Source organism: Clostridium amazonense, assembly GCF_056431285.1.
Window position 1 is genome coordinate 710,148 of record NZ_JBWKMH010000033.1, and the last position, 21,540, is coordinate 731,687.

Here is a 21,540-nt window from a genome sequence, read left to right on the forward strand (position 1 = left end):
ACAAAACTTAAAATATGTGGATTTTAATTCTTATATCTAAATAGATAGAACTAGTTTTTAAATTTAATTATACATAGAATCTAATAAATTTATTTTTTTATCTATCATTTCATCAATTCTTTTTATATATTCCCTAACATCTTTCACATTTGCAAATCGCTCAATTCTGTTTTCATTTAAGAAAACAACTTTTGAAACTGCATCTGCTCCTAATGCTATTATAGTTTGTTTTTCTTCTATCATTTGAACATTGTATATGCCTTCTTTCCCTTCTATTGCATACCCTATATTCTCCATAGAACCAACCATGTTTTTTTGTCTATACATATAATAAGGTTTCATATCAAGTTTTTTAGACATATTTACTGTTCTTTCATACATTTTATTTAACTCATCTTGTTTTGGAATTTCGAACTTTTTATTATTTACTAAGTTTTCATGAAGTTTAGATGCCCTTTTTATAGACATTCCATGTACTGTTATACTATGTGGTTTTAACTTTTCAAGTTCACTACATGTTATCTCTATGTTATCAAACTTTTCTCCTGGAAGACCAACAATTATATCCATGTTTATATTGTCAAAGCCCAAGTCTTTTGCAATTTTAAATGTTTCTACAACAGATTTAACATCATGACTTCTTCCTATTAACTTTAAGGTTGAATCATTCATGGTCTGTGGGTTTATGCTTATTCTATGAACACCATATTCTTTCATTGACATAAGTTTTTCCCTAGTTATACTATCAGGTCTTCCACATTCAACTGTAAATTCTTTCACATTAGAGTTTTCTATAAATGATTCATATATTGATTTCATAACATCTTCAAATTGTTCATTATTTATAGATGTAGGCGTTCCCCCTCCAAAATAAACACATTCAACATTTAATTCTTTTTCTCTAACATATTTACTCATCATTTTAATTTCTTTTTTTAAACATTGTAAATAAGGTTCTACAATTGTTTTACAACTTGATATTGGGTTAGAAGTAAAAGAACAATATGCACATCTTGTTGGACAAAATGGCATACCAACATAAATACTTATAGTTTTTTCATCTTTATTAACTATATTTCTTTCCCATTTTGCAACATCTATACAAAGTTTTGCTTTTTCTTTAGATGTTAAATATCTTTCATTGAAATCCCTTATTATCTCTTCTTCTGAAATTCCTTCATCTAATTTTTCTAAAGCTTTTTTAGATGGTCTTATGCCTACTAATGTTCCCCATGCCAATTTTTTTCCTGTTATTTTGTTCATATATTTAAAGATTGATTTTTTCACTTCTTCTTTTACTCTGCATTTTTTATCTATTTTACTAATATAACTATCTAATTCATAAGATATAATAACTTCATTGTCATTAACTTCAACACATAAAGTGTTATCATCCTTCATTTTCTCTTCTATAAATTCAATATCACTAAAAGGATAAAATAAGTTTACCATTTGAAAAACATCATATCTAAAATCTAAATTATTTAAATTTATTTTTATTACTTTATTCCTATCGTACAATTTATATCATTTCCTTTTCTATAATTCTTTTAAAAAAGGATTAGTCATTTTTTCATTTCCTATAGTTGAACGTGGTCCATGACCTGGAAATACAATACAATCGTCATTTAATGAAACTAATTTATTCTTTAATGAGTCCATTATTTCCTCATAATTACCACCTTCTAAATCTGTTCTCCCTATAGAACCTGTAAATAATGTATCTCCTGTAAACACATTTTCATTTATTTTAAAAACTAATCCACCCTTAGTGTGTCCTGGTGTTTCTATACATTCAACCTCAAAGTTATTCAACTTTATAATATCATTTTCCTTTAAAAATAAATCAACATTTTTATTAAATGCATCTCCATAAATATATGTTCCTTTTTCCATTAAAACATAATCTTTTTCACTTATTCCTACTTTTGCATTAACTATATTTCTAAGTTCATCTACACCACCAACATGATCTACATGACCATGAGTTAAAAGAATATATTTAACATCTGCATTTATACTTTTTATAGCTTTTTCTATATCATCTACATCTCCACCAGGATCTAAAACTACAGCCTCTTTTGTATTTTCATCCATTATAATGTAACAATTTGCTCCATAAATTCCTGCAACTACTCTTTTTATAATCACTTTAATACACCACCTAACACCTAAAAATCTTTTTTACTCTCTAAAAGTAAAGTAACTGGACCATCATTTTGTATGAATACTTGCATATCTGCACCAAATTCTCCAGTTTGAACTTTTTCTTCTCCAAGTTCATTTTTAAATGCATCAATAAGATCATTATACAACTTAATTGCAGTTTCACCTTTTTGTGCCTTCATAAAATCTGGTCTTTTTCCTTTTCTACAATCACCATATAAAGTAAATTGAGATATTAAAAGAACACTTCCACCTACATCTTGAAGTGAAAAATTCATTTTCCCATTTTCATCTTCAAATACTCTCATGCCAGTAACTTTTCTAACTATATAATCTATATCTTCTTTTGTATCTTCATTGCTTATTCCTATTAGAACATTAAACCCTTCATCTATACTTCCTATTATTTTATTTTCAACTTCTACTCTAGAATTTTTTACTCTTTGAACTATCGCGCGCATATTCTCTCCCCTTATCTAATTCTTTATTCTATAAACATCCATAACACTTGTAAGTGCTCTTATTTTCTTTTGTATCTTAGACAATTGTTCTACTGTAGATATAGAAATTTTTAAATTTATAATTATTTCATTAGATTTCATTGTTTTTGCATTTATTGATGTAATCGCTATTTTATTATCATTCACTAACTGTATTACATCAGTAAGTATTCCAACTCTATCTTCTGCCTTTATTTGAATCTCACTAATATATTCCCCAAATTCTTTTTCATCTTCCCACTCTACACATATAATTCTTTCAGCACTCTTTTCTTTTAAAGCACTAAGATTTTTACAATCCTTTCTATGTACTGAAATTCCACTGCCTTTACTTATATATCCAATTATTTCATCCCCAGGAACTGGATTGCAACATCTTGCAAACCTTATTAAAAGGTTTCCTTCTCCTTTTACATTTACCTGTGATAAGTTACTATAATTTTTCTTTATTTTTACAATGCTTTTCTCTTTTATATCTTCTTTTTTAACTTCTAATCCTTCTATGGATTCTTTTAATTTATTAACTACATTTGCAGGTAGTATATCATTTACTCCTAGTTCAGCATATAAATCATCTACACTTTTCAAATTGTATCTTTTCAATATTTTTTCCATAGATGGTGCTTTTAGAAGCTGATTCAATGTAACACCTTGTCTTCTACCTTCTTTTTCTAAAAGTTCTTTACCTTTTTCTATACTCTCATCACGTTTAGATCTTTTTAACCATGATTTTATTTTACTTTTCGCTCTATTACTTTTTGCTATATTAATCCAATCCACACTTGGACCTTTTGAATTAGTAGCAGTTACTACTTCAACTATTTCTCCGGTTTTTAATGCATAATTTAATGGTACCATTTTACCATTTACCTTTGCGCCTATACACTTATGTCCAATATCAGTATGTATACTATAAGCAAAATCTATTGGTGTTGAATTATGTGGTAAATTTATAACATCACCCTTGGGAGTGAATACAAAAACCTCATCAGAAAATAAATCTATTTTGAATCCTTCCATAAATTCTTCTGCATCTGAAGTTTCTCCTTGCCACTCTAGCATTTCTCTAAGCCATGAAAGCTTAGAATCTAGTGAATCACTACCTTCTACACCTTCTTTATATTTCCAGTGTGCTGCTATTCCATACTCTGCTATTTTATGCATTTCATATGTTCTAATTTGAATTTCAACAGGTTTACCAAATTGACCTATTACAGTTGTATGTATAGATTGATACATATTTGGTTTTGGCATTGCTATATAATCTTTAAATCTTCCTGGAATTGGTTTGTATAAAGTATGTACTATTCCTAAAGTTGCATAGCAATCCCCAATATCATTAACTAATATTCTAACTGCAGTCAAATCAAAAATTTGATCAATAGTCTTATTTTTTCTTACCATTTTTCTGTAAATTGAATAAAAATGCTTGGGTCTTCCAACAATTTCAGCTTCAATACCCACTTTACCCAAATTAGATTTTAATTTGTTTATTATATGTTCTATTTCTATTTCTCTTTCTGCTCTTTTTTGGTCTATATCGTTAACTAATTTATAGTATTCTTCTGGTTCTAAATATCTTAATGCTAAATCTTCAAGCTCCCATTTTATTTTAGATATTCCTAATCTATGGGCTAATGGAGCATAAATATCTAAAGTTTCTTTTGCTTTTTCTTTTTGTTTAGCTTCTTTCTTAAACTTTATAGTCCTCATATTATGTAATCTATCTGCAAGTTTTATAAGAATAACCCTTATATCCTTTGCCATAGCCAGAAGCATTTTTCTAACATTATCTGCTTGCTGTTCTTCTTTAGTTTTATATTTAAATTTTCCTAATTTAGAAACGCCTTGAACTAAATCTGCTACCTCAACACTAAATATATTGCATACATCTTCATATGTATATTCAGTATCTTCTATAACATCATGTAATAAACCAGCTACTATAGTAGAAGTGTCTAGTCCTAATTCAGCTAATATACATGCCACTTCTACTGGGTGAATTATATAAGGCTCTCCTGATTCTCTTTTTTGATCTTTATGAGCTTCCATTGAAAATTCAAATGCTCTTTTTACTTCTTCAATATCTATATTTGTACAATTTTTATTTATTTTCTCCAATAATTTTTCTAGCATATAGATTACACTCCTAAAACTAAAGGCTGGTTACCTTAACCAGCCACTATTTTTACTAATGATATTATTATATAATAACATTTTTATTAATGCAATTTTGTTTAAGTAAATTGTGACATTATTGTAAAACTCTATGTCAAACTATAAATTTTAAATAAAATATAATAAAATTTATATTATATACCATGGGTTTGTTTTTTAAATATTTAGCTACTATATGAACCTAGTTATATCTAATATTATTATAAGTCATACTGTACTATTGACATAACCTCATATTTATCTACTTTTTCTTTTCCCTTTAATTCTGTAAGTTCAACTACAAAATCCAAAGCTACAACTTCACCACCAAGTTTTTCAACTAATTCAGCAACTGCAGCTACTGTTCCTCCTGTTGCAAGTAAATCATCCACTATTGCTACTCTCTGACCTTTTTTTATAGCATCTTTGTGAATTTCTAAAACATCACTACCATACTCTAGACCATAACTAGTTTTAAAAGTTTCAAATGGTAATTTGCCTGGTTTTCTACAAGGTACAAATCCTGCATTTAATGCATATGCAACTGGAACTCCAAATAAAAATCCTCTTGCTTCTGGTCCAACTATAATATCTATATTTTTATCTTTTAAATGATCTACTATCGTATTTACACAAACATTTAGAGCTTCTTTATCTTGTAGTATTGTTGTTACATCTTTAAAGCTAATTCCTTCCTTTGGAAATCCGTCTATAACTCTAATTTTATCTTTTAAATTCAATTTTATTTCCCCCTTCTAATTTTGATGGAAAACTATATATCATATTTTATTATTATATACATATTAATATTTTATACAATGATATATAAGAAAAATACATATATTATTAAAATCTTATACTATATATTGCTCTCCCAGTATTATTTTTTATTTCTCAAACTGTACTTAATTTACAATTTAAATTATCCTTATTCTTATCTTTTAACTTTTTGTTCTTCTTTATTTCATTATAAAGATATTTTGATATTTGTTTAGCTCGATACTTATCATTGGTTGTAAATAGCTCTATTGCTATTTTAGCGTTATCTATTCTTCCCATTGTATTAGTTTTTTGAAATATATCCATAGTTAAATCATTATGTATAAATTTACTTATATCTTCTACATTATTATCATCAATCAATGCTCTTATACCATAATTGTTACTATGATATAATTGCTTAAATCCTTCATCTACAATATACAAATTTTCATCTACAACTGGAACTCTTTTAGATATAGTTCCAAGCATAACAAGATCTATATATTTATTTATACAAGTCATTTTATAATATGAAGATACAGTTTGCGCTAATTTATATGCTATTCCTGATGCTGAAAGCTCTTTGAATGGATAATTGCATCCAATTTGATTTGGATTTATAACTATAATATCATCAAATGGTTTAGTACATTTATGATAATCAGTAACTATAATATCTATGTTAAGTTCTCTACAAAGCGAAATTTCTCTTTGCGAGTTAACAGTTGCGCCTACGGTTATTATAAGATTTGCACCTAAATATTTTATATCATTTTGTATGTCTTTTTCAATTAAATTTCTATTTTCTCTATTCTTATTAGGTTGAAAATACTCTACATCTGCATTCAAATATTTTAATACCAAAACTAAAAGAGATATTGCTGTAATACTATCAAAATCATAGTATCCATAAACGACAATTTTTTCTCTTTCATTTATAGCTTTTATTATTCTTTTAAGAGCATTCTTCATTCCTTTTAATAATAGAGAACTATAAGTATTTTTTATGTAGTATTCATCCATAAATCTGACCCTCCACAACAATAGAAAACACATTATATTATAAGTTAAAATCTACAACTTTACAAATATTTTTATAAAAAAACAAGAGATAATGAAATTTTTATCAAAAAATCTCATTATCTCTTACATAATTTGTATATTTTTATCTTTTTCCAGTTTTCTTTTTGCCTTTTAGTATAACCCACATAGGGCTAGCTATAAATATAGATGAATATGCTCCCATTGCTATACCGATTATTAATGGTAATGAGAATTCTCTTATACTTGGCACAAATATATAAACTGCTGTAATTGTAAACAATGTAGTTAAAACAGTGTTAATTGATCTAGACATTGTTTGCTGTATACTTACATTAGCAATTTCTTTTAATTCTACTTTTCTCATTTTCTTAGAATTTTCTCTTATTCTATCGAAAACAACTATTGTATCATTTATTGAATAACCAACTATTGTAAGAATAGCAGCTATAAATGGAGTATTTACTGGTATTCCAAATATTGCATATACCACTATAGTAATAAGAACATCATGAATTAATGCAATTATTGCTGCAATACCAAAGCTTAGCTCAAATCTCATGCCTATGTATATTAACATAGCAATCATTGCTATTATTGTTGCTAGAATTGCTTTTTCTTTTAATTCTTTTCCAATAGTTCCACCAATAGTTTCTGAGTTTATTGTTTTATCATCCAATTTTAATTCTTTTTTTATATCATTTAGTAGTTTGTCATTAGTATCTTCTGTAAGTACTCCATCTTGGATAATTATTTCTATTTCACTACCATCATTTACAGTTTTTAATGCATACTTATTTTTAGCATATTTATCTACTATATTGCCAACATGTTCTTTGTTTACATCTTTTCCAACTTTAACATCTATAACAGTTCCGCCTTTAAAGTCTATACCATAATTTAGACCTTTAAACATCATAAAACCTATTCCTATTATGATTACAGTAAGGGAAATAGTAAACCAAATTTTAGTTTTCTCTATTATCTTCATACTATTTCTCCTCCCTTTTAACACCAAAATGAGATGGTTTATTTAATAATTTCATATCTACAGCTAAATTTAGTAAAAATTTAGTTATTGTAAGAGCAGTAAATATACTTATAATTATACCAATTATAAGTGTTAATCCAAATCCTTTAACAGATCCAGTTCCAATTATATATAATGATACTGCTGCTATTATTGTTGTTACATTTGAATCTAATATTGTTGCAAATGCTTTATCAAACCCAGATTGAACAGATGACTTTAATGTTTTACCTGTTCTAAGTTCCTCTCTTATTCTTTCAAATATAAGAACATTAGCATCAACAGCCATACCTACTGTTAATAAGAATCCTGCTATTCCTGACAATGTAAGTGTTACATCAAATATGGCAAATGCATATAATAAAAGACTTACATACAAAACAATTGCTATACAAGATAAAATTCCTGGCACCCTATAATAAACCGCCATAAATATCATAACTAATGCTATACCTACTATTGCAGCTTTTTTACTTAATCCAACAGCTTCCATACCTATAGTTGGTCCAACAGTTTTAACTGAAAGAGTTTCTACTGTTACTGGAAGTGCACCAGATTTTATAATATTTGCTTGTTTTGTAGCTTCTTCTAATGACGCCATTCCATTAATAACTGCTTTTCCATCTGATATTACAGCACTTACTACTGGGCTTGTTAATTGTTCACCATCCATTTTTATTGTTATCTTTTGTCCTTGGAATTTTTGTGTTGCCTCAGAAAACTTTTCAGTTCCTTCTTCATTAAATTCTAATCCTACTACAGGTTGATTTTTTTCATCATATTGAACTATTGCGTCTTTTACATCTTTTCCTGTAAGAATTACCTTATCATCAGGACCAACAAATTGAAGTTCACCTGTTTTTCCTACAGTTTCTAAAACTGATTTAGTATCAAATTGACCTGGTATTTCTATTCTTATCCTTTTTTCACCCTCACGAGTTATTGATATTTCACTAACTCCCATTTTATTAACTCTCATAGAAATAAGTTCAATAGTTCTTTCAATAGTGCTAGTATCTACGTTATCTTCTTTTATTTCCATAAGCATAGATGATCCACCTTGAAGATCAAGGCCTTTATTTATAGACTGACCAAAAGAGTTAAATCTATATCCAAAAGCTTCAGCCCCAAAATAGCCAATATATGCTAATAACGCAATTACTAAAACTGTTATCACAAATAAAGCACTACTTTTGCCTCTTTTCATGTTTATCCCCTTTCCTATTCTAGTAGATTTTATACTTTTCTAATGTTATTTATTATATCCTCTAGATGAATAATAGTCAATGTTTTCAAGTTTTGCTTTACTCTTCCATATCCATTGTTTTACTTTTCAACGCTATAGCACATTCAATTCTTTTCTTTTGCATTTCGCAACCAATTTCATATGGTATATGCATATCACCATTAAAATTAAAGTTATTTGCTTGACATCCACCACTACAATAGAATCTAGCCCAACACTTCTTACAAGTTGGCTTATTGTATATATGAGCTTCTTTAAACTCTTGAACCATATCATTATTTTTTATTCCATCATAAATATTTCCTAGTAAATATTCTTCATTTCCAACAAATTGATGACATGGATATATATCTCCATCAGGAGTTACTGCTATATATTCATGACCTGCTCCACATCCTGAAATTCTTTTATATACACATGGTCCACCTTGAAGATCTATATTAAAGTGATAGAATCTAAATTCATTTCCTTCTTTATGTCTTCTAATCATTTCTTCATACAATTTATCATATTGTTCAAATATAACTGGTAAGTCTTCTTTTCTTAAAGATAACTCATGTTCATCTGGAAGTACTACTGGCTCTATAGAAATTTCATCAAATCCTAAATCTGCCATATGTTTTACATCTTCAAAGAAATCTGTATTTTCTCTTGTAAATGTACCTCTTGCATAATACAATTTAGATTTATCTCTCACATCTACCATTTTCTTTATTTTTGGAAGTATACTATCATAACATCCACTTCCATCTATTCTTACTCTAACTTTATCATTAACTTCTTTTCTTCCATCTATACTAAGTACTAGGTTACCCATATTTTCATCTAAGTATTTCATATTTTCTTCATTTAAAAGAGTTGCATTTGTTGTCATAGTAAATCTTATATTTTTATTGTATTTCTTTTCTTCCACTTTTGCATAGTCTACAATTTCCTTTATTGTATCCATTGCCATTAATGGTTCTCCACCGAATAAATCTACTTCTATATTTTTTCTTGGTCCAGAACTCTTTATAACAAAATCTATTGCTTTCTTACCAACTTCTGCTGACATTCTTTTTCTACATCCATGATATTCACCTTCATCAGCAAAACAATATTTACATCTTAAATTACAATCATGAATTATGTTTAAGCATAAAGCTTTAACATAAGACTCTGCTTGTCCAGTTTTTCTTGCTATTCCTTCATATAAATCTAAAGAGTATAGCATTCCTTCTTTTACAAGTTCCTGAAGCTCTTCATAAACTTCTTCTACCTCTTCTTGTTTATACTTATTTTTGAATTCTTCAACAAGCTCTTCTTTACTTCTTAATTTATTTTCATCTAAAAGATCATAAACTAATTCGTCTACTGAATGAACTGCTCCTGAATTTACATCTATTACATAATAATCATTGCCTTGTTTAAATTTATGAATTAAAGCCATAATTTCCCTCCTACTAAACATAAAGCAGCAACCATAAAAGTTACTGCTCTTTTAATATTCCTAGTTTTCACAAGCTAAGTTAGCTACTGTGCATGAAGTTTTACATGCTGATTGACAAGAGTTAGCACACTCTTTGCAACCTGGTTTTTTTAAGCTTTCTTTTATGTTTGATTTGTTAATTGTTTTAATGTGTTTCATTATGATTTCCTCCATCTTTAATTATTACATCTATATAAAATATTATAGATTTACAGTTATCATTCCTGACAAAGCCCCTACTACAATTGCAATAATTAATCTTAAAAACTCTTTTATTGTAAAAGCAAATTCTTTCCCACATATTATAGAAACTATAAACATAGCTATCATATAAAATAATCCAACTAAAATCCCTATAAGCCATCCATTACTTCCAGCTTTTAAGGTTGCATACATAGTTCCATATATTATGCTACCTAAAGTTACAATCATCATAATTAATGAAGTAAATTTTCCTCCTACAGATATAAGTGTTATAAGTAAAGAATAAACTAATAAACAAACAATTGTAAGTAAAATTGCCCTTAGAACACCTTGCCCTATACAGGAATATTTAAGTTTTTTAACCATTATAATCCCCCCCACTTATTTAAATATATATTATTAAATGGAGGGTTTTATTCATTATTCTGCGTTATTTAAAGCAGCTGTTTCTGCTGATTTTACAACGTAGCTAATTCCATTTTTAGATAATTTTATTCTTGCTCTATCTGGACCACTTTCTAAAATGATGAATTCATCTTGTACATTAACGATTTTTCCCATTATACCGCCTTTAGTCATTATTTCATCATTTAAGTTTAAGTTAGTTAACATCTCATCATATTTTTTCTTTCTCTTCTTTTCTGGTAAAAATATCATAAGATAAAATAATACTAACATTAATAGAATTGGTAGCATTTGTACAAAAACTGCCATAATTCATTCTCCTTTCTTAACTTACAATTTAATTAAATTGAATCAATCCATATTTTATTCTTAAATATCTATGGAACATTCTAGCATATATTTCAGTAAAAGTTTAGTTTTTTTTAATCTTTTACTTCATTTTTTAATCCTTGCCCTTTTTATATATTTTATACTATATATAAATTTTTTAAAATAATATATTATTATATATAAACTTTACTTAAGCTCTTCCGCCCCATTCTTCAAGTTTTTGCTTTTTGAATTCTGGGAAGTAATCTCCATCTATAGCATTTCTTATATCTTCCATAAGTTTATTGTAGAAATATAGATTATGTAATACACAAAGTCTCATAGCCAACATCTCTTTCGCCTTAAATAAATGTCTAATATAAGCTCTAGTGTAATGCTTACAAGCTGGACATTGACATCCCTCATCTATAGGTTTGTCATCTAACTCAAATTTTGCATTCATAAGATTTATTTTACCATACTTTGTGAATACATGTCCATGTCTTCCATTTCTAGCTGGTAATACACAATCAAAGAAGTCTACACCTCTTTCAACTGCTTCTAATATATTACTTGGAATTCCAACTCCCATTAAATAAATAGGCTTTTCTTGTGGCAAGTGTGGAACTACAGCATCTATTATTCTATACATTTCTTCGTGAGTTTCCCCAACAGCTAATCCACCAATTGCATATCCATCTAAATCCATCTTTGCAATAGTTTTAGCATGTTCAATTCTAACATCCTCATAAACTCCACCTTGATTAATACCAAATAACATTTGTTTTTTATTAATAGTATCTGGTAGAGAATTTAATCTATCCATTTCAACTTTACATCTTTCAAGCCATCTTGTTGTTCTTGCAACAGATGCTTCTACATAGTCTCTTGGTGCTGGATTTTCAATACATTCATCAAATGCCATTGCAATTGTTGATGCAATATTACTTTGTATTTGCATACTTTCTTCTGGTCCCATAAATATTTTTTTACCATCTATATGTGAATTAAAGTATACTCCTTCTTCTTTTATTTTTCTCATTTTAGAAAGAGAAAATACTTGGAATCCACCTGAATCAGTTAGAATTGGTCTATCCCAATTCATAAATTTATGTAATCCACCAAGCGCTTTTATATTTTTATCACCTGGTCTTAAATGTAAGTGATATGTATTAGATAATTCTACTTGACATCCTATATCTTTTAAATCCATTGATGATACTGCACCTTTTATAGCGGCTATAGTACCAACATTCATAAATACTGGAGTTTGAATTACTCCATGAGGTGTTGTAAACTCACCTCTTCTTACCTTTCCACTCTTTTTTAATAATTTGTACATAAAATATCCTTCCTTTTAACAAAATTAATGTAAGAACATAGCATCTCCAAAACTAAAAAATCTGTATCTTTCTTTAACAGCTTCACTATACGCATTCATTACTATATCTCTAGTTGAAAATGCACTGATTAACATTATTAGTGTTGATTCTGGTAAATGAAAATTTGTTATAAGAGCATCTACTATTTTGAATTTATATCCTGGATATATAAATATACTAGTATATCCTGACTCTTCTTTAACTCTTCCATTTTCACTAGCTATACTTTCTAATGTTCTATTAGATGTTGTACCTACAGCAATTACTCTCTTTCCATTTTCTTTTGCACTGTTTATTATCTTAGCATTTTCTTCACTTAAGTAATAGTGCTCCGCATGCATTTGGTGATCTTCTACAGTTTCAGCTTTAACTGGTCTAAATGTTCCAAGTCCAACATGCAGTGTTACAAATGCTATTTTTATACCTTTTGCTTTTACTTCTTCTAAAAGTTCATCTGTAAAATGCAGTCCAGCTGTAGGTGCTGCTGCAGAACCTACTTCTCTTGAATATACTGTTTGATATCTTTCCTTATCTTGTAACTTTTCTGTTATGTATGGTGGTAATGGCATTTCACCTAGTCTATCAAGCACTTCTTCAAATATACCTTCATATTCAAACTTTACTATTCTATTTCCATCATCTTGAACTTTTACTATTTCACCTTTAAGTTCTCCATTTCCAAATACAAATCTATTGCCTACTTTTGCTCTTTTTCCAGGTCTTACAAGAATTTCCCATAAATCTTTTTCTATTCTTCTTAATAGCAAAAATTCCATTTTTGCTCCTGTACCTTCTTTTGCTCCATATAATCTAGCTGGCATAACCCTTGTATCATTTAAAACTAAACAATCACCAGGCTCTAGATATTCTATGATGTTTTTAAATTTTTTATGTTCTAACTCACCAGTTTTTCTATCAACTACCATAAGTCTAGATTCATCTCTTTTTTCTAATGGTACTTGTGCTATAAGTTCTTCTGGCAAATCAAAATAGAAGTCCTTAACTTTCACTAATATACACCTTCCTAAAAATTAATTAACTAATTAATAGATTAAATAGGCTTTTGAAAAACAAACTATGTTTTCACATTCATTCTACACAAAACGCCTAGATTATCTATTTTACCATATATGTTTATGATATAACAAATTATTTTTAATTTTTGTTAGACCTTTCTATACCAAAATGTTTGTATGCTTTTTCTGATGCTATTCTTCCCCTTGGAGTCCTTATTATAAATCCTTTCTGTATTAAAAATGGTTCGTACACATCTTCTAAAGAACCTAATTCTTCTCCTATATAATAAGCTAATGTTTCAATTCCAACTGGACCACCACTAAAATTATATATTATAGCTTCTAGAATTTTATTATCAACTTGATCAAATCCCTCACTATCTATTTCTAATAATTTTGCTGCATCATCAGCTATATCTTTACTGATTCTACCATCACCTTTAACTACTGCAAAATCTCTAACTCTCTTTAATAACCTATTTGCAACCCTAGGCGTACCTCTTGACCTTCTAGATATTTCAAGAGCAGCATCATCATCTATATCTGCGCCCAATATATGAGAAGATCTTACAACTATTTCCTTAAGTTCTTCATCATTATAATATTCCATAGGACATAGCACTCCAAATCTATCTCTAAGTGGAGCTGTTAAAAGACCAACCCTAGTAGTAGCCCCTATCAATGTAAATCTAGGTAAATCTAATCTTATAGATTTCGCAGATGCCCCTTTTCCTATTATTATATCCAAAGAATAATCTTCCATAGCAGGATATAATATTTCCTCTACAGCTCTATTTAATCTATGAATTTCGTCTATAAATAAAACATCATTATCACATAAAGATGTAAGTATAGATGCTAAATCTCCAGCCCTTTCAATAGCAGGTCCTGATGTAACCTTTAAATTTCCACCCATTTCTTTTGCAATTATATTTGCAAGTGTTGTTTTTCCAAGACCTGGAGGTCCATAAAACAATGTATGATCCAATGGTTCATTTCTCATTTTTGCCGCTTCTAAGAATATTTCTAATCTTGCCTTAACCTTTTCTTGACCAATATATTCCTTTAACCTTTGAGGTCTTAAAGAGTATTCAACATCACAATCTTCTGATGTAAATTCAGAAGTAATAAGTCTATCTTCCACCTAGACACCCCTTTTCTATAACTCAATACATACTTTAAACCATTAAGTATCTCAAGCATTTTTTTATCATCTCTTCTACAGTTGCTTCTTTTCCAACAGCTTTTATTGCCTTTTCAGCTTCTTTTTCTGAATAACCTAATGCTAATAATGCTCCAAAAGCTTCATTATGTATACTATCCATTTCTATCATAGTCTCATCTTTAACATCTTTGTCTATAATTTCATTTAAATCTAACTTATCTTTCAATTCAAGTATAACCCTTTGTGCAATTTTTTTACCTATTCCCGGAGCCTTTGTTATAGTTTTTTCATCTCCACTTAAAATTGCATATTTAAGATTATTTACATTACATATAGAAAGTAATGATAATGCAGCTTTTGCACCCACACCATTTATTGTTATAAGTAAATTAAACATACTAAGTTCTTCTTTTGTTAGAAATCCATATAATCCTATAAAATCTTCCCTTACAATTTGTATAGTATAAAGTAACACCTCTTCTTTTGTAGTTGGCATATTCGCCATAGTGTTTCCTGATGTAAATATTTTATATCCTATATTGTTATTTTCTATGACAACATAATCTTTATTTATACAAATAAAATTTCCTTTTATATATTCATACATTATTATCACTTCCTTAAATAAAAATTCATACTAATCCATTTTGTATTGATTTAATCTAAATTTATGTCTTTATTCTTATAATAGATTAACATTTAAATATTTTTCATTCAACTCTAAACAATATTATAGCATGATTTATAGGGTTCCAACTTCGAAGTTTAAATAACGTCTTTATCAAAAAGATACTTCTAAGATTATAGTTTATTTCTATCATTACATTTAAAACCAAATAAAAAGTAAGAGTGAAAAAGGTTATAATACAAATTTAAATTTCTTTATAATAAAAATAGCAAACACTTATACACACAAGTATACGTGTCTGCTATTTTTTATGAATTACATAAAGCTTTTGCATATTCTAACGCTTCTTCTTTTGTATCAAATTGATATTCTTTTTTTCCTTCATAAAGTGTTTCTGTAAGATTTCCCTTATCTTTAATATTATTTAATTTTATAGGTCTTTGATCTTCGCTTCTTCCATTAGGAACTACACTTTCTGCTATAATTAAATTCCCTTCTTGGTTTCTATTATAAATAACAACTTTTTCTCCACTAATTCCTATAAAAAATTTACCATTTCCATATTGATATCCTTCAATGTCTTTTACAAACTCAATTTTATTATCTATACATTTGCTTAATTTGTAATTATATTCTTTATAAATTTCCTCTAGTTCTTTTTGAGTTAAACCTTTCAACTTGTCTTTATCTTTTTCAACTATTTTGTTCATTTTTTCATCTTCTATAAAATCATTGCAATTACTATATTTTATAAGGAATTTTATTTCAGCACCTTCTGATTTTATATTTTGAGATGCAGTTTCTTTAGTTAATGTATTAACATCTTTATCTTTAAAATTGTATCTACTTATTGTATAAGAACTAATAAATAAAATTAATAGTACTCCAGTTGAAATAGCTATTTGATTTTTATATTTTTTAATTTTTTCTAGCATATCTTAATTCCCTCCTTTATATAGGGAATTTTATCCATAAAGTATTTTTTTATACACTTTTCATCAATAATTTTTAAAATCAGTAGATTTTATGATAATATTAATAATATAATTTTTATAAAGTTATAATGTAGATAATTTTTTCAATAAATTTAATTTTCTAATTTAAATATTGTAAAAGGATGATTTTTATGTGTTTTTCAAAAAATATTACAACAAATTTTAAGAAAGTTGCTTTTATAAGTATTGTAATTTCTCTTATATCTCAAATGCATATTAATATATTTTCCACGGAACTTAAAGTATCGTTTGCCATAATATTACTCCCTATAACACTTTATGTTTTAGAAGATTTTAATGTGATTCTAGCTAGTATTTTTTCTGGATTAGGTGTTTTCTTGTTAAGAATTTTATTACATTTTCTTATCCATGGTAATTACAATAACATTTTGGCATTATATGCACCTGAAATATTGTTTTATATTGGTTATGGATTTCTTTTTTACTTATATACTAAACACTTTAAAAATAATTTTAACAGTAAATTTTTTTTCATTATAATGATTCTAATAGACTATCTTTCAAATTTACTAGAAATGTATGTAAGAATTGGGCCCGAATGCTTTTCTTCTACCATTCAGCAAAGTCTTATTTTCGTTGCTACACTTAGAACAGTTATAGTTGTTATAATATTTTTTTGTCTTGATTACTATGAAATTTTATTATTAAAAAAGGAACACGCTGAAAGATATAAAAAATTACTTTTAACAACTTCTAAGCTTAAATGTGAAATTTTTTGGATGGAAAAGAACATGTACCAAATTGAAAATACTATGTCCATTTCATATGAATTGTTTGAAAAAATCAAGCAAAATAGAGATATAAAAACCTGGTCTACCTCAGCATTAACTATTGCAAAAGATATTCATGAGGTAAAAAAAGAATATTCTTTAATAGTTCGTGGTATTAAAGAAGCTTTAGACACCACTGATGTTAATAATTCAACCTCTTTCAAAGTTATACTGCTAATATTAAAAGAAACTATAGAAAGAGAAATTTATAATTCAAACAAAAATATAGAACTTATAATAAGTACAAACAATGATTTCTTGACAAATAAGCATTATTTTCTTATGTCAGTTTTTAGAAATCTTATCACTAATTCTACAGAAGCCATTTCACCATCTCCTAACTTAAATCATATATGGTTTAATCATACTTCAGATGATTTATATCATATTTTTGAAATTAAAGATGATGGAAATGGTATAAAAGAAGATCATCTAAGTTTAATTTTTTCTCCTGGATTTTCTACTAAAATAAATTATAATACAGGTGAAATTAATAGAGGTTTAGGTTTAAGCTTAGTTAAAGACATAGTAACCAAAGAGTTACAAGGAACTATCACCGTTGATTCTAAGGAAGATATTGGTACAAGATTTTTGATAAAAATACCAAAGAATATATTGGAGGTTTAAAGTTTATGAAATTTTTTCTAATAGATGATGATATAAATATAATAAATATATTGAAAATAATTATAGAAGATAGAGAACTTGGTGAAGTTATAGGCTATTCTACAAATGGATTAGATGGAATAGAAGATATTAAAAACCTTCTTCCTGATATTGTTATTTTAGATTTATTGATGCCGCTTATGGATGGTATTTCTGTAGTACAAGAATGTAAAAACATAAATACTAATTTTATTATGTTATCACAAGTAAATGCTAAAGATATGATATCAAAGGCTTATGAAAACGGAATAGAATTTTTCATTCAAAAACCAGTAAATGCTATAGAAGTAGAGAAAATTATTAAAAACGTATCTAAAAATATAGCTATGAATAGAACACTTAATAAAATGCAAAACTTATTATTAAGCGAAATATCTCCAACAGATAATATATCTATAGATAATAATACACCAAAAGAATCTAAACATATTATAAAGCTAAAAACTGTACTTCAGAGATTAGGCATAATGGGTGAACTAGGTAGTAAGGATATACTAACTCTTGTAGAATATCTAATTGATTCTTATGAAACTGTTTATGATTATACTTTAAGTGAGTTATGCAATAAATTTACCGATAATCCTAAGACTATGGAACAAAGAATACGACGAGCTGCGAGTGTAGGCATGATAAATTTAGCTAATATAGGTATAGAAGATTATATGAATGAAATTTTCAACGAATATTCCAACACTCTTTATAATTTTGAACAAGTAAAAAAAGAAATGGATTATATTAGAGGTATTAGTAGTTCCCACGGAAAAATAAACATAAAAAAATTTATTAATGCACTTATCTTTTATAGCCAAAATTAAATTTTAATATTTAAATTAATTAGACATGAAATACAACTTATTTTTTTGCAAGTTATATTTCATGTTTTTTCTTTATTCTTTTTATTCTTTATTTATAATCTAGATAATAATTTCTAGAAAATATTTAATATCACTTAAAACCTTTTCATAAACCCAATAGATATCACATTCCAATTTAATGAAGTAAAGTGTTTTCTTTCTTTGATTTTTATTAATATATGTTAACATTTTATTGAATTTTCTTTATTTTGATTTTTTTATTTTTACTTTTTGTATTTTTCTGAGTTTTTTTGTAATCAACTATTATAATGATAAATAAATAAACTTTTATCTATTGAATTTATTGATTAATGGATTTACGTATTTATATAGGAGGGATTTTATGTTAACAATATTACAAGGAATAGGATTACTATTACTAACACTCACCCTTTTTTCGTTATTTAGTACTAAGATGCCTAAAGGTGGTAAGGCTATGTCTGGTCTTGCAAACGCTGCTGTAGCTACATTTTTAGTAGAAGCAATTCACAAGTATATCACAGGTGATTTATTAAACATAAGTTTTTTAAGTACTGTAGGTTCAACATCTGGAAGTCTTGGTGGCGTTGCTGCTGTTATACTAGTTTCTCTAAGTATGGGATCTAACCCTGTATTTTCAGTTGCAGCCGGAGTTGCTGTAGGTGGCTTTGGTATATTACCAGGATTTATAGCTGGTTATGTTGTAGGACTTATATCTCCTCTTCTTGAAAAAAAACTCCCTGAAGGTTTAAATATAATAATAGGGGCTCTACTTATAGCTCCACTTGCTAGATTATTAGCTTTTGCTGTAGATCCTATAGTAAATGCTACACTTGTAAATATAGGTAATATGATTACTGTTGCTGCTGAACAATCTCCTCTAATTATGGGATTCTTATTAGGTGGTATAATGAAAATGATTTGTACATCCCCATTAAGTTCAATGGCCCTTACTGCAATGTTAGGACTTAAAGGATTAGCAATGGGTATAGCATCTATAGCTTGTGTAGGTGGATCATTTACAAATGGAATAATTTTTCACAAACTTAAGTTAGGTAATAAGAGTAATGTAATAGCTGTTATGCTAGAACCTCTAACTCAAGCACATATAATAACTAAAAATGCAATTCCTATATATTGTTCTAACTTTATAGGTGGCGGACTTGCTGGCCTTTCAGCTGCATTCTTCAAAATTATAAACAATGCACCGGGAACTGCTTCACCAATCCCTGGACTTCTTGCACCTTTTGCATTTAATACTCCTAGAAACGTTATATTTGCATTAATTTTCGCTATATTAGGTGGTACAGTCGCTGGTATTTTAGGTGGAATTGTATTTAAGAATAAAAGAAATACTTCTTGCACATCTAAAATAGATAGTGAAATTGCCTAAAAATTAAGAAAAAAGAGTTTGGAATTTGTCATGTGACTTTTCTCAAACTCTTTTCTTTATAATTAATCATATACGCCAGTAAGTTCATTTACTACCCATCTATCAATATCCCACTCCAAACATATAGTTTTTTCTTTTTCTTCAACTTCTTTACTCTCATCTACTATTTTAATTAATTTAAATTTACATTCACATGTAATATATTCATCTTTAGTTGTAATATCAGAAATCCCTATATCTTCTACTTCATAATAAACATTTTTCCTTTTATACTCTTCCAAACTCTCCTTATATGGATATAGTCTATCATTAATTATAATTGATTTTAATTTATCACTAACATATGGAACTATTGGAGCACAATTTTCATAGAAATCATTTTCTGTGTAAGTATCTTCAAATACTTTATTAATAATCTTATTATCTTTTTCATATACCTCTTTATTCACTGTATAAAATCCAGTTATAAACTTAGTTACAACATTCTCTATTTCATCTATTCCCTCATCAAATTTGATTTCATAGTATTCTTTCACTTCTTTATCTTCTTTTAATTTTACAACTAATGCAGCTTTTGAATTTTCTTCCCATAACACATTATTCCAATTCAATATATTTTGTGGCACATTTTCATAAAGTAATTCATTACTTGTAATTTTATCTTCCTCTAATTTTCCTGCATATAAATTAAACTTATTTTCAGATGACAAAGCTATATATATAATTTTTCTTTCATCTGGAGAAATTGTGTATGCAACATCCCTACCTTTTAAAATAGTTTTTATCTCGTTTTTTGTTCTATTAAAATAAAATAATCCTTTTTCACTATTAAAAGTTCCTGAAAAAATAATTTTTTCACTTTTTAATATATTAAAATCTGATATTCTATCTTTTTTGCCGTCTAGCTCTAGTATCGTCTCTGCCTTTCCGCTTAAATTTACACGCATTATTCCTCTATTTCTAAGTTTATTGTAACCTAAAAAAAATATATTTTTACCATCATTAGTTCTAAGTTTTTCTTCTTCACTTGAGTCACCTTTCATAAACTTTATTTCTTCCGTTGTATCTTTTTCAGTATCTTTAACTTTTATTATTTTAGTATCATCTTCTATAATCATACCAATTTCATACTTTGACTTAAATGCTGGTATATCTTTACTACCTTTTACACTTTTTTGTATAATAAATTGTAAATCATCTTCTTTTTCATCTTTTTCTCTTATATTTTCTTCTAAAATAACAATATCCTTTTTATTATTTTTTTCTTTACCTTTTTTATTTTCACAACCATAAAAAGTAATTGTCATAATTGCCGCCATAATTATTAATATTACTTTTAAATTTTTCTTCATATAATCATCCCCTTAAATTTAGAAGCACTTC

21 protein-coding genes are annotated in these 21,540 nt (G+C 27.4%); 3 read left to right on the forward strand and 18 right to left on the reverse strand.

The window, feature by feature from the left end; translation table 11 throughout:
- Nucleotides 1-63: 63 nt before the first annotated feature.
- The 17 genes from AC07E4_RS18075 to AC07E4_RS18155 all read right to left on the reverse strand — a co-directional run bounded on the left by AC07E4_RS18075 (nt 64) and on the right by AC07E4_RS18155 (nt 16,414).
- Entirely contained in the window at nt 64-1,521 is a 1,458-nt protein-coding gene (locus AC07E4_RS18075; RefSeq protein ID WP_478217094.1) for a coproporphyrinogen III oxidase, read from the reverse strand.
- An 18-nt stretch (nt 1,522-1,539) separates the two neighbouring features.
- Nucleotides 1,540-2,151: an MBL fold metallo-hydrolase gene (locus AC07E4_RS18080; protein ID WP_478217095.1), complete on the reverse strand. Its 612-nt coding sequence runs from the start codon at nt 2,149-2,151 to the stop codon at nt 1,540-1,542.
- Nucleotides 2,152-2,171: 20 nt separating this feature from the next.
- Nucleotides 2,172-2,627: a D-aminoacyl-tRNA deacylase gene (gene dtd, locus AC07E4_RS18085; RefSeq protein WP_040330265.1), complete on the reverse strand. Its 456-nt coding sequence runs from the start codon at nt 2,625-2,627 to the stop codon at nt 2,172-2,174.
- A gap of 15 nt (nt 2,628-2,642) precedes the next feature.
- Nucleotides 2,643-4,802, reverse strand: coding sequence for a RelA/SpoT family protein (locus tag AC07E4_RS18090; RefSeq protein WP_040330264.1), 2,160 nt, complete (start codon nt 4,800-4,802; stop codon nt 2,643-2,645).
- A gap of 242 nt (nt 4,803-5,044) precedes the next feature.
- Entirely contained in the window at nt 5,045-5,563 is a 519-nt protein-coding gene (locus AC07E4_RS18095) for an adenine phosphoribosyltransferase (protein ID WP_040330263.1), read from the reverse strand.
- Between the two features lie 154 nt (nt 5,564-5,717).
- Nucleotides 5,718-6,608 carry a DHH family phosphoesterase gene (locus tag AC07E4_RS18100; protein WP_051540481.1) on the reverse strand — a complete coding sequence of 297 codons (891 nt, stop codon included), beginning with the start codon at nt 6,606-6,608 and terminating at the stop codon, nt 5,718-5,720.
- A gap of 142 nt (nt 6,609-6,750) precedes the next feature.
- On the reverse strand, nt 6,751-7,617 hold the full coding sequence (gene secF, locus AC07E4_RS18105) for a protein translocase subunit SecF (protein WP_040330262.1): 867 nt from the start codon (nt 7,615-7,617) through the stop codon (nt 6,751-6,753).
- Nucleotide 7,618: 1 nt separating this feature from the next.
- Nucleotides 7,619-8,863 (reverse strand): protein translocase subunit SecD, encoded by a 1,245-nt coding sequence (gene secD / locus AC07E4_RS18110; protein WP_478217096.1) that lies wholly within the window; start codon nt 8,861-8,863, stop codon nt 7,619-7,621.
- A gap of 97 nt (nt 8,864-8,960) precedes the next feature.
- A complete protein-coding gene (gene scfB, locus AC07E4_RS18115; RefSeq protein ID WP_040330258.1) occupies nt 8,961-10,331 on the reverse strand; it encodes a thioether cross-link-forming SCIFF peptide maturase in 1,371 nt (456 codons plus the stop codon).
- A gap of 60 nt (nt 10,332-10,391) precedes the next feature.
- On the reverse strand, nt 10,392-10,529 hold the full coding sequence (gene scfA, locus AC07E4_RS18120) for a six-cysteine ranthipeptide SCIFF (RefSeq protein ID WP_017414649.1): 138 nt from the start codon (nt 10,527-10,529) through the stop codon (nt 10,392-10,394).
- Between the two features lie 42 nt (nt 10,530-10,571).
- Nucleotides 10,572-10,940 carry a TIGR04086 family membrane protein gene (locus AC07E4_RS18125; protein WP_040330255.1) on the reverse strand — a complete coding sequence of 123 codons (369 nt, stop codon included), beginning with the start codon at nt 10,938-10,940 and terminating at the stop codon, nt 10,572-10,574.
- A gap of 54 nt (nt 10,941-10,994) precedes the next feature.
- Nucleotides 10,995-11,288, reverse strand: coding sequence for a preprotein translocase subunit YajC (gene yajC, locus AC07E4_RS18130; protein ID WP_040330254.1), 294 nt, complete (start codon nt 11,286-11,288; stop codon nt 10,995-10,997).
- Nucleotides 11,289-11,499: 211 nt separating this feature from the next.
- Nucleotides 11,500-12,630, reverse strand: coding sequence for a tRNA guanosine(34) transglycosylase Tgt (gene tgt / locus AC07E4_RS18135; protein ID WP_478217097.1), 1,131 nt, complete (start codon nt 12,628-12,630; stop codon nt 11,500-11,502).
- A 24-nt stretch (nt 12,631-12,654) separates the two neighbouring features.
- The gene (gene queA / locus AC07E4_RS18140) at nt 12,655-13,680 is read right to left on the reverse strand and encodes a tRNA preQ1(34) S-adenosylmethionine ribosyltransferase-isomerase QueA (RefSeq protein ID WP_040330252.1); all 1,026 of its coding nucleotides are present in this window, start codon (nt 13,678-13,680) and stop codon (nt 12,655-12,657) included.
- A 145-nt stretch (nt 13,681-13,825) separates the two neighbouring features.
- Nucleotides 13,826-14,830, reverse strand: a complete 1,005-nt coding sequence (ruvB, locus tag AC07E4_RS18145; RefSeq protein ID WP_478217098.1) for a Holliday junction branch migration DNA helicase RuvB — start codon at nt 14,828-14,830, stop codon at nt 13,826-13,828.
- Nucleotides 14,831-14,864: 34 nt separating this feature from the next.
- On the reverse strand, nt 14,865-15,458 hold the full coding sequence (gene ruvA / locus AC07E4_RS18150) for a Holliday junction branch migration protein RuvA (RefSeq protein ID WP_478217099.1): 594 nt from the start codon (nt 15,456-15,458) through the stop codon (nt 14,865-14,867).
- A gap of 329 nt (nt 15,459-15,787) precedes the next feature.
- The gene (locus AC07E4_RS18155) at nt 15,788-16,414 is read right to left on the reverse strand and encodes a hypothetical protein (protein WP_040330248.1); all 627 of its coding nucleotides are present in this window, start codon (nt 16,412-16,414) and stop codon (nt 15,788-15,790) included.
- Between the two features lie 191 nt (nt 16,415-16,605).
- On the opposite strand from AC07E4_RS18155, the gene AC07E4_RS18160 reads away from it, so the two are divergent.
- The 3 genes from AC07E4_RS18160 to AC07E4_RS18170 all read left to right on the forward strand — a co-directional run bounded on the left by AC07E4_RS18160 (nt 16,606) and on the right by AC07E4_RS18170 (nt 20,157).
- Nucleotides 16,606-17,892 (forward strand): ATP-binding protein, encoded by a 1,287-nt coding sequence (locus AC07E4_RS18160; RefSeq protein ID WP_478217100.1) that lies wholly within the window; start codon nt 16,606-16,608, stop codon nt 17,890-17,892.
- Nucleotides 17,893-17,897: 5 nt separating this feature from the next.
- Nucleotides 17,898-18,746, forward strand: coding sequence for a response regulator (locus tag AC07E4_RS18165; protein WP_478217101.1), 849 nt, complete (start codon nt 17,898-17,900; stop codon nt 18,744-18,746).
- A gap of 382 nt (nt 18,747-19,128) precedes the next feature.
- Nucleotides 19,129-20,157 (forward strand): PTS sugar transporter subunit IIC, encoded by a 1,029-nt coding sequence (locus AC07E4_RS18170; protein ID WP_051540479.1) that lies wholly within the window; start codon nt 19,129-19,131, stop codon nt 20,155-20,157.
- A 62-nt stretch (nt 20,158-20,219) separates the two neighbouring features.
- On the opposite strand, the gene AC07E4_RS18175 is transcribed toward AC07E4_RS18170, so the two are convergent.
- Nucleotides 20,220-21,509, reverse strand: coding sequence for a hypothetical protein (locus AC07E4_RS18175; protein ID WP_478217102.1), 1,290 nt, complete (start codon nt 21,507-21,509; stop codon nt 20,220-20,222).
- Nucleotides 21,510-21,540: the final 31 nt, after the last annotated feature.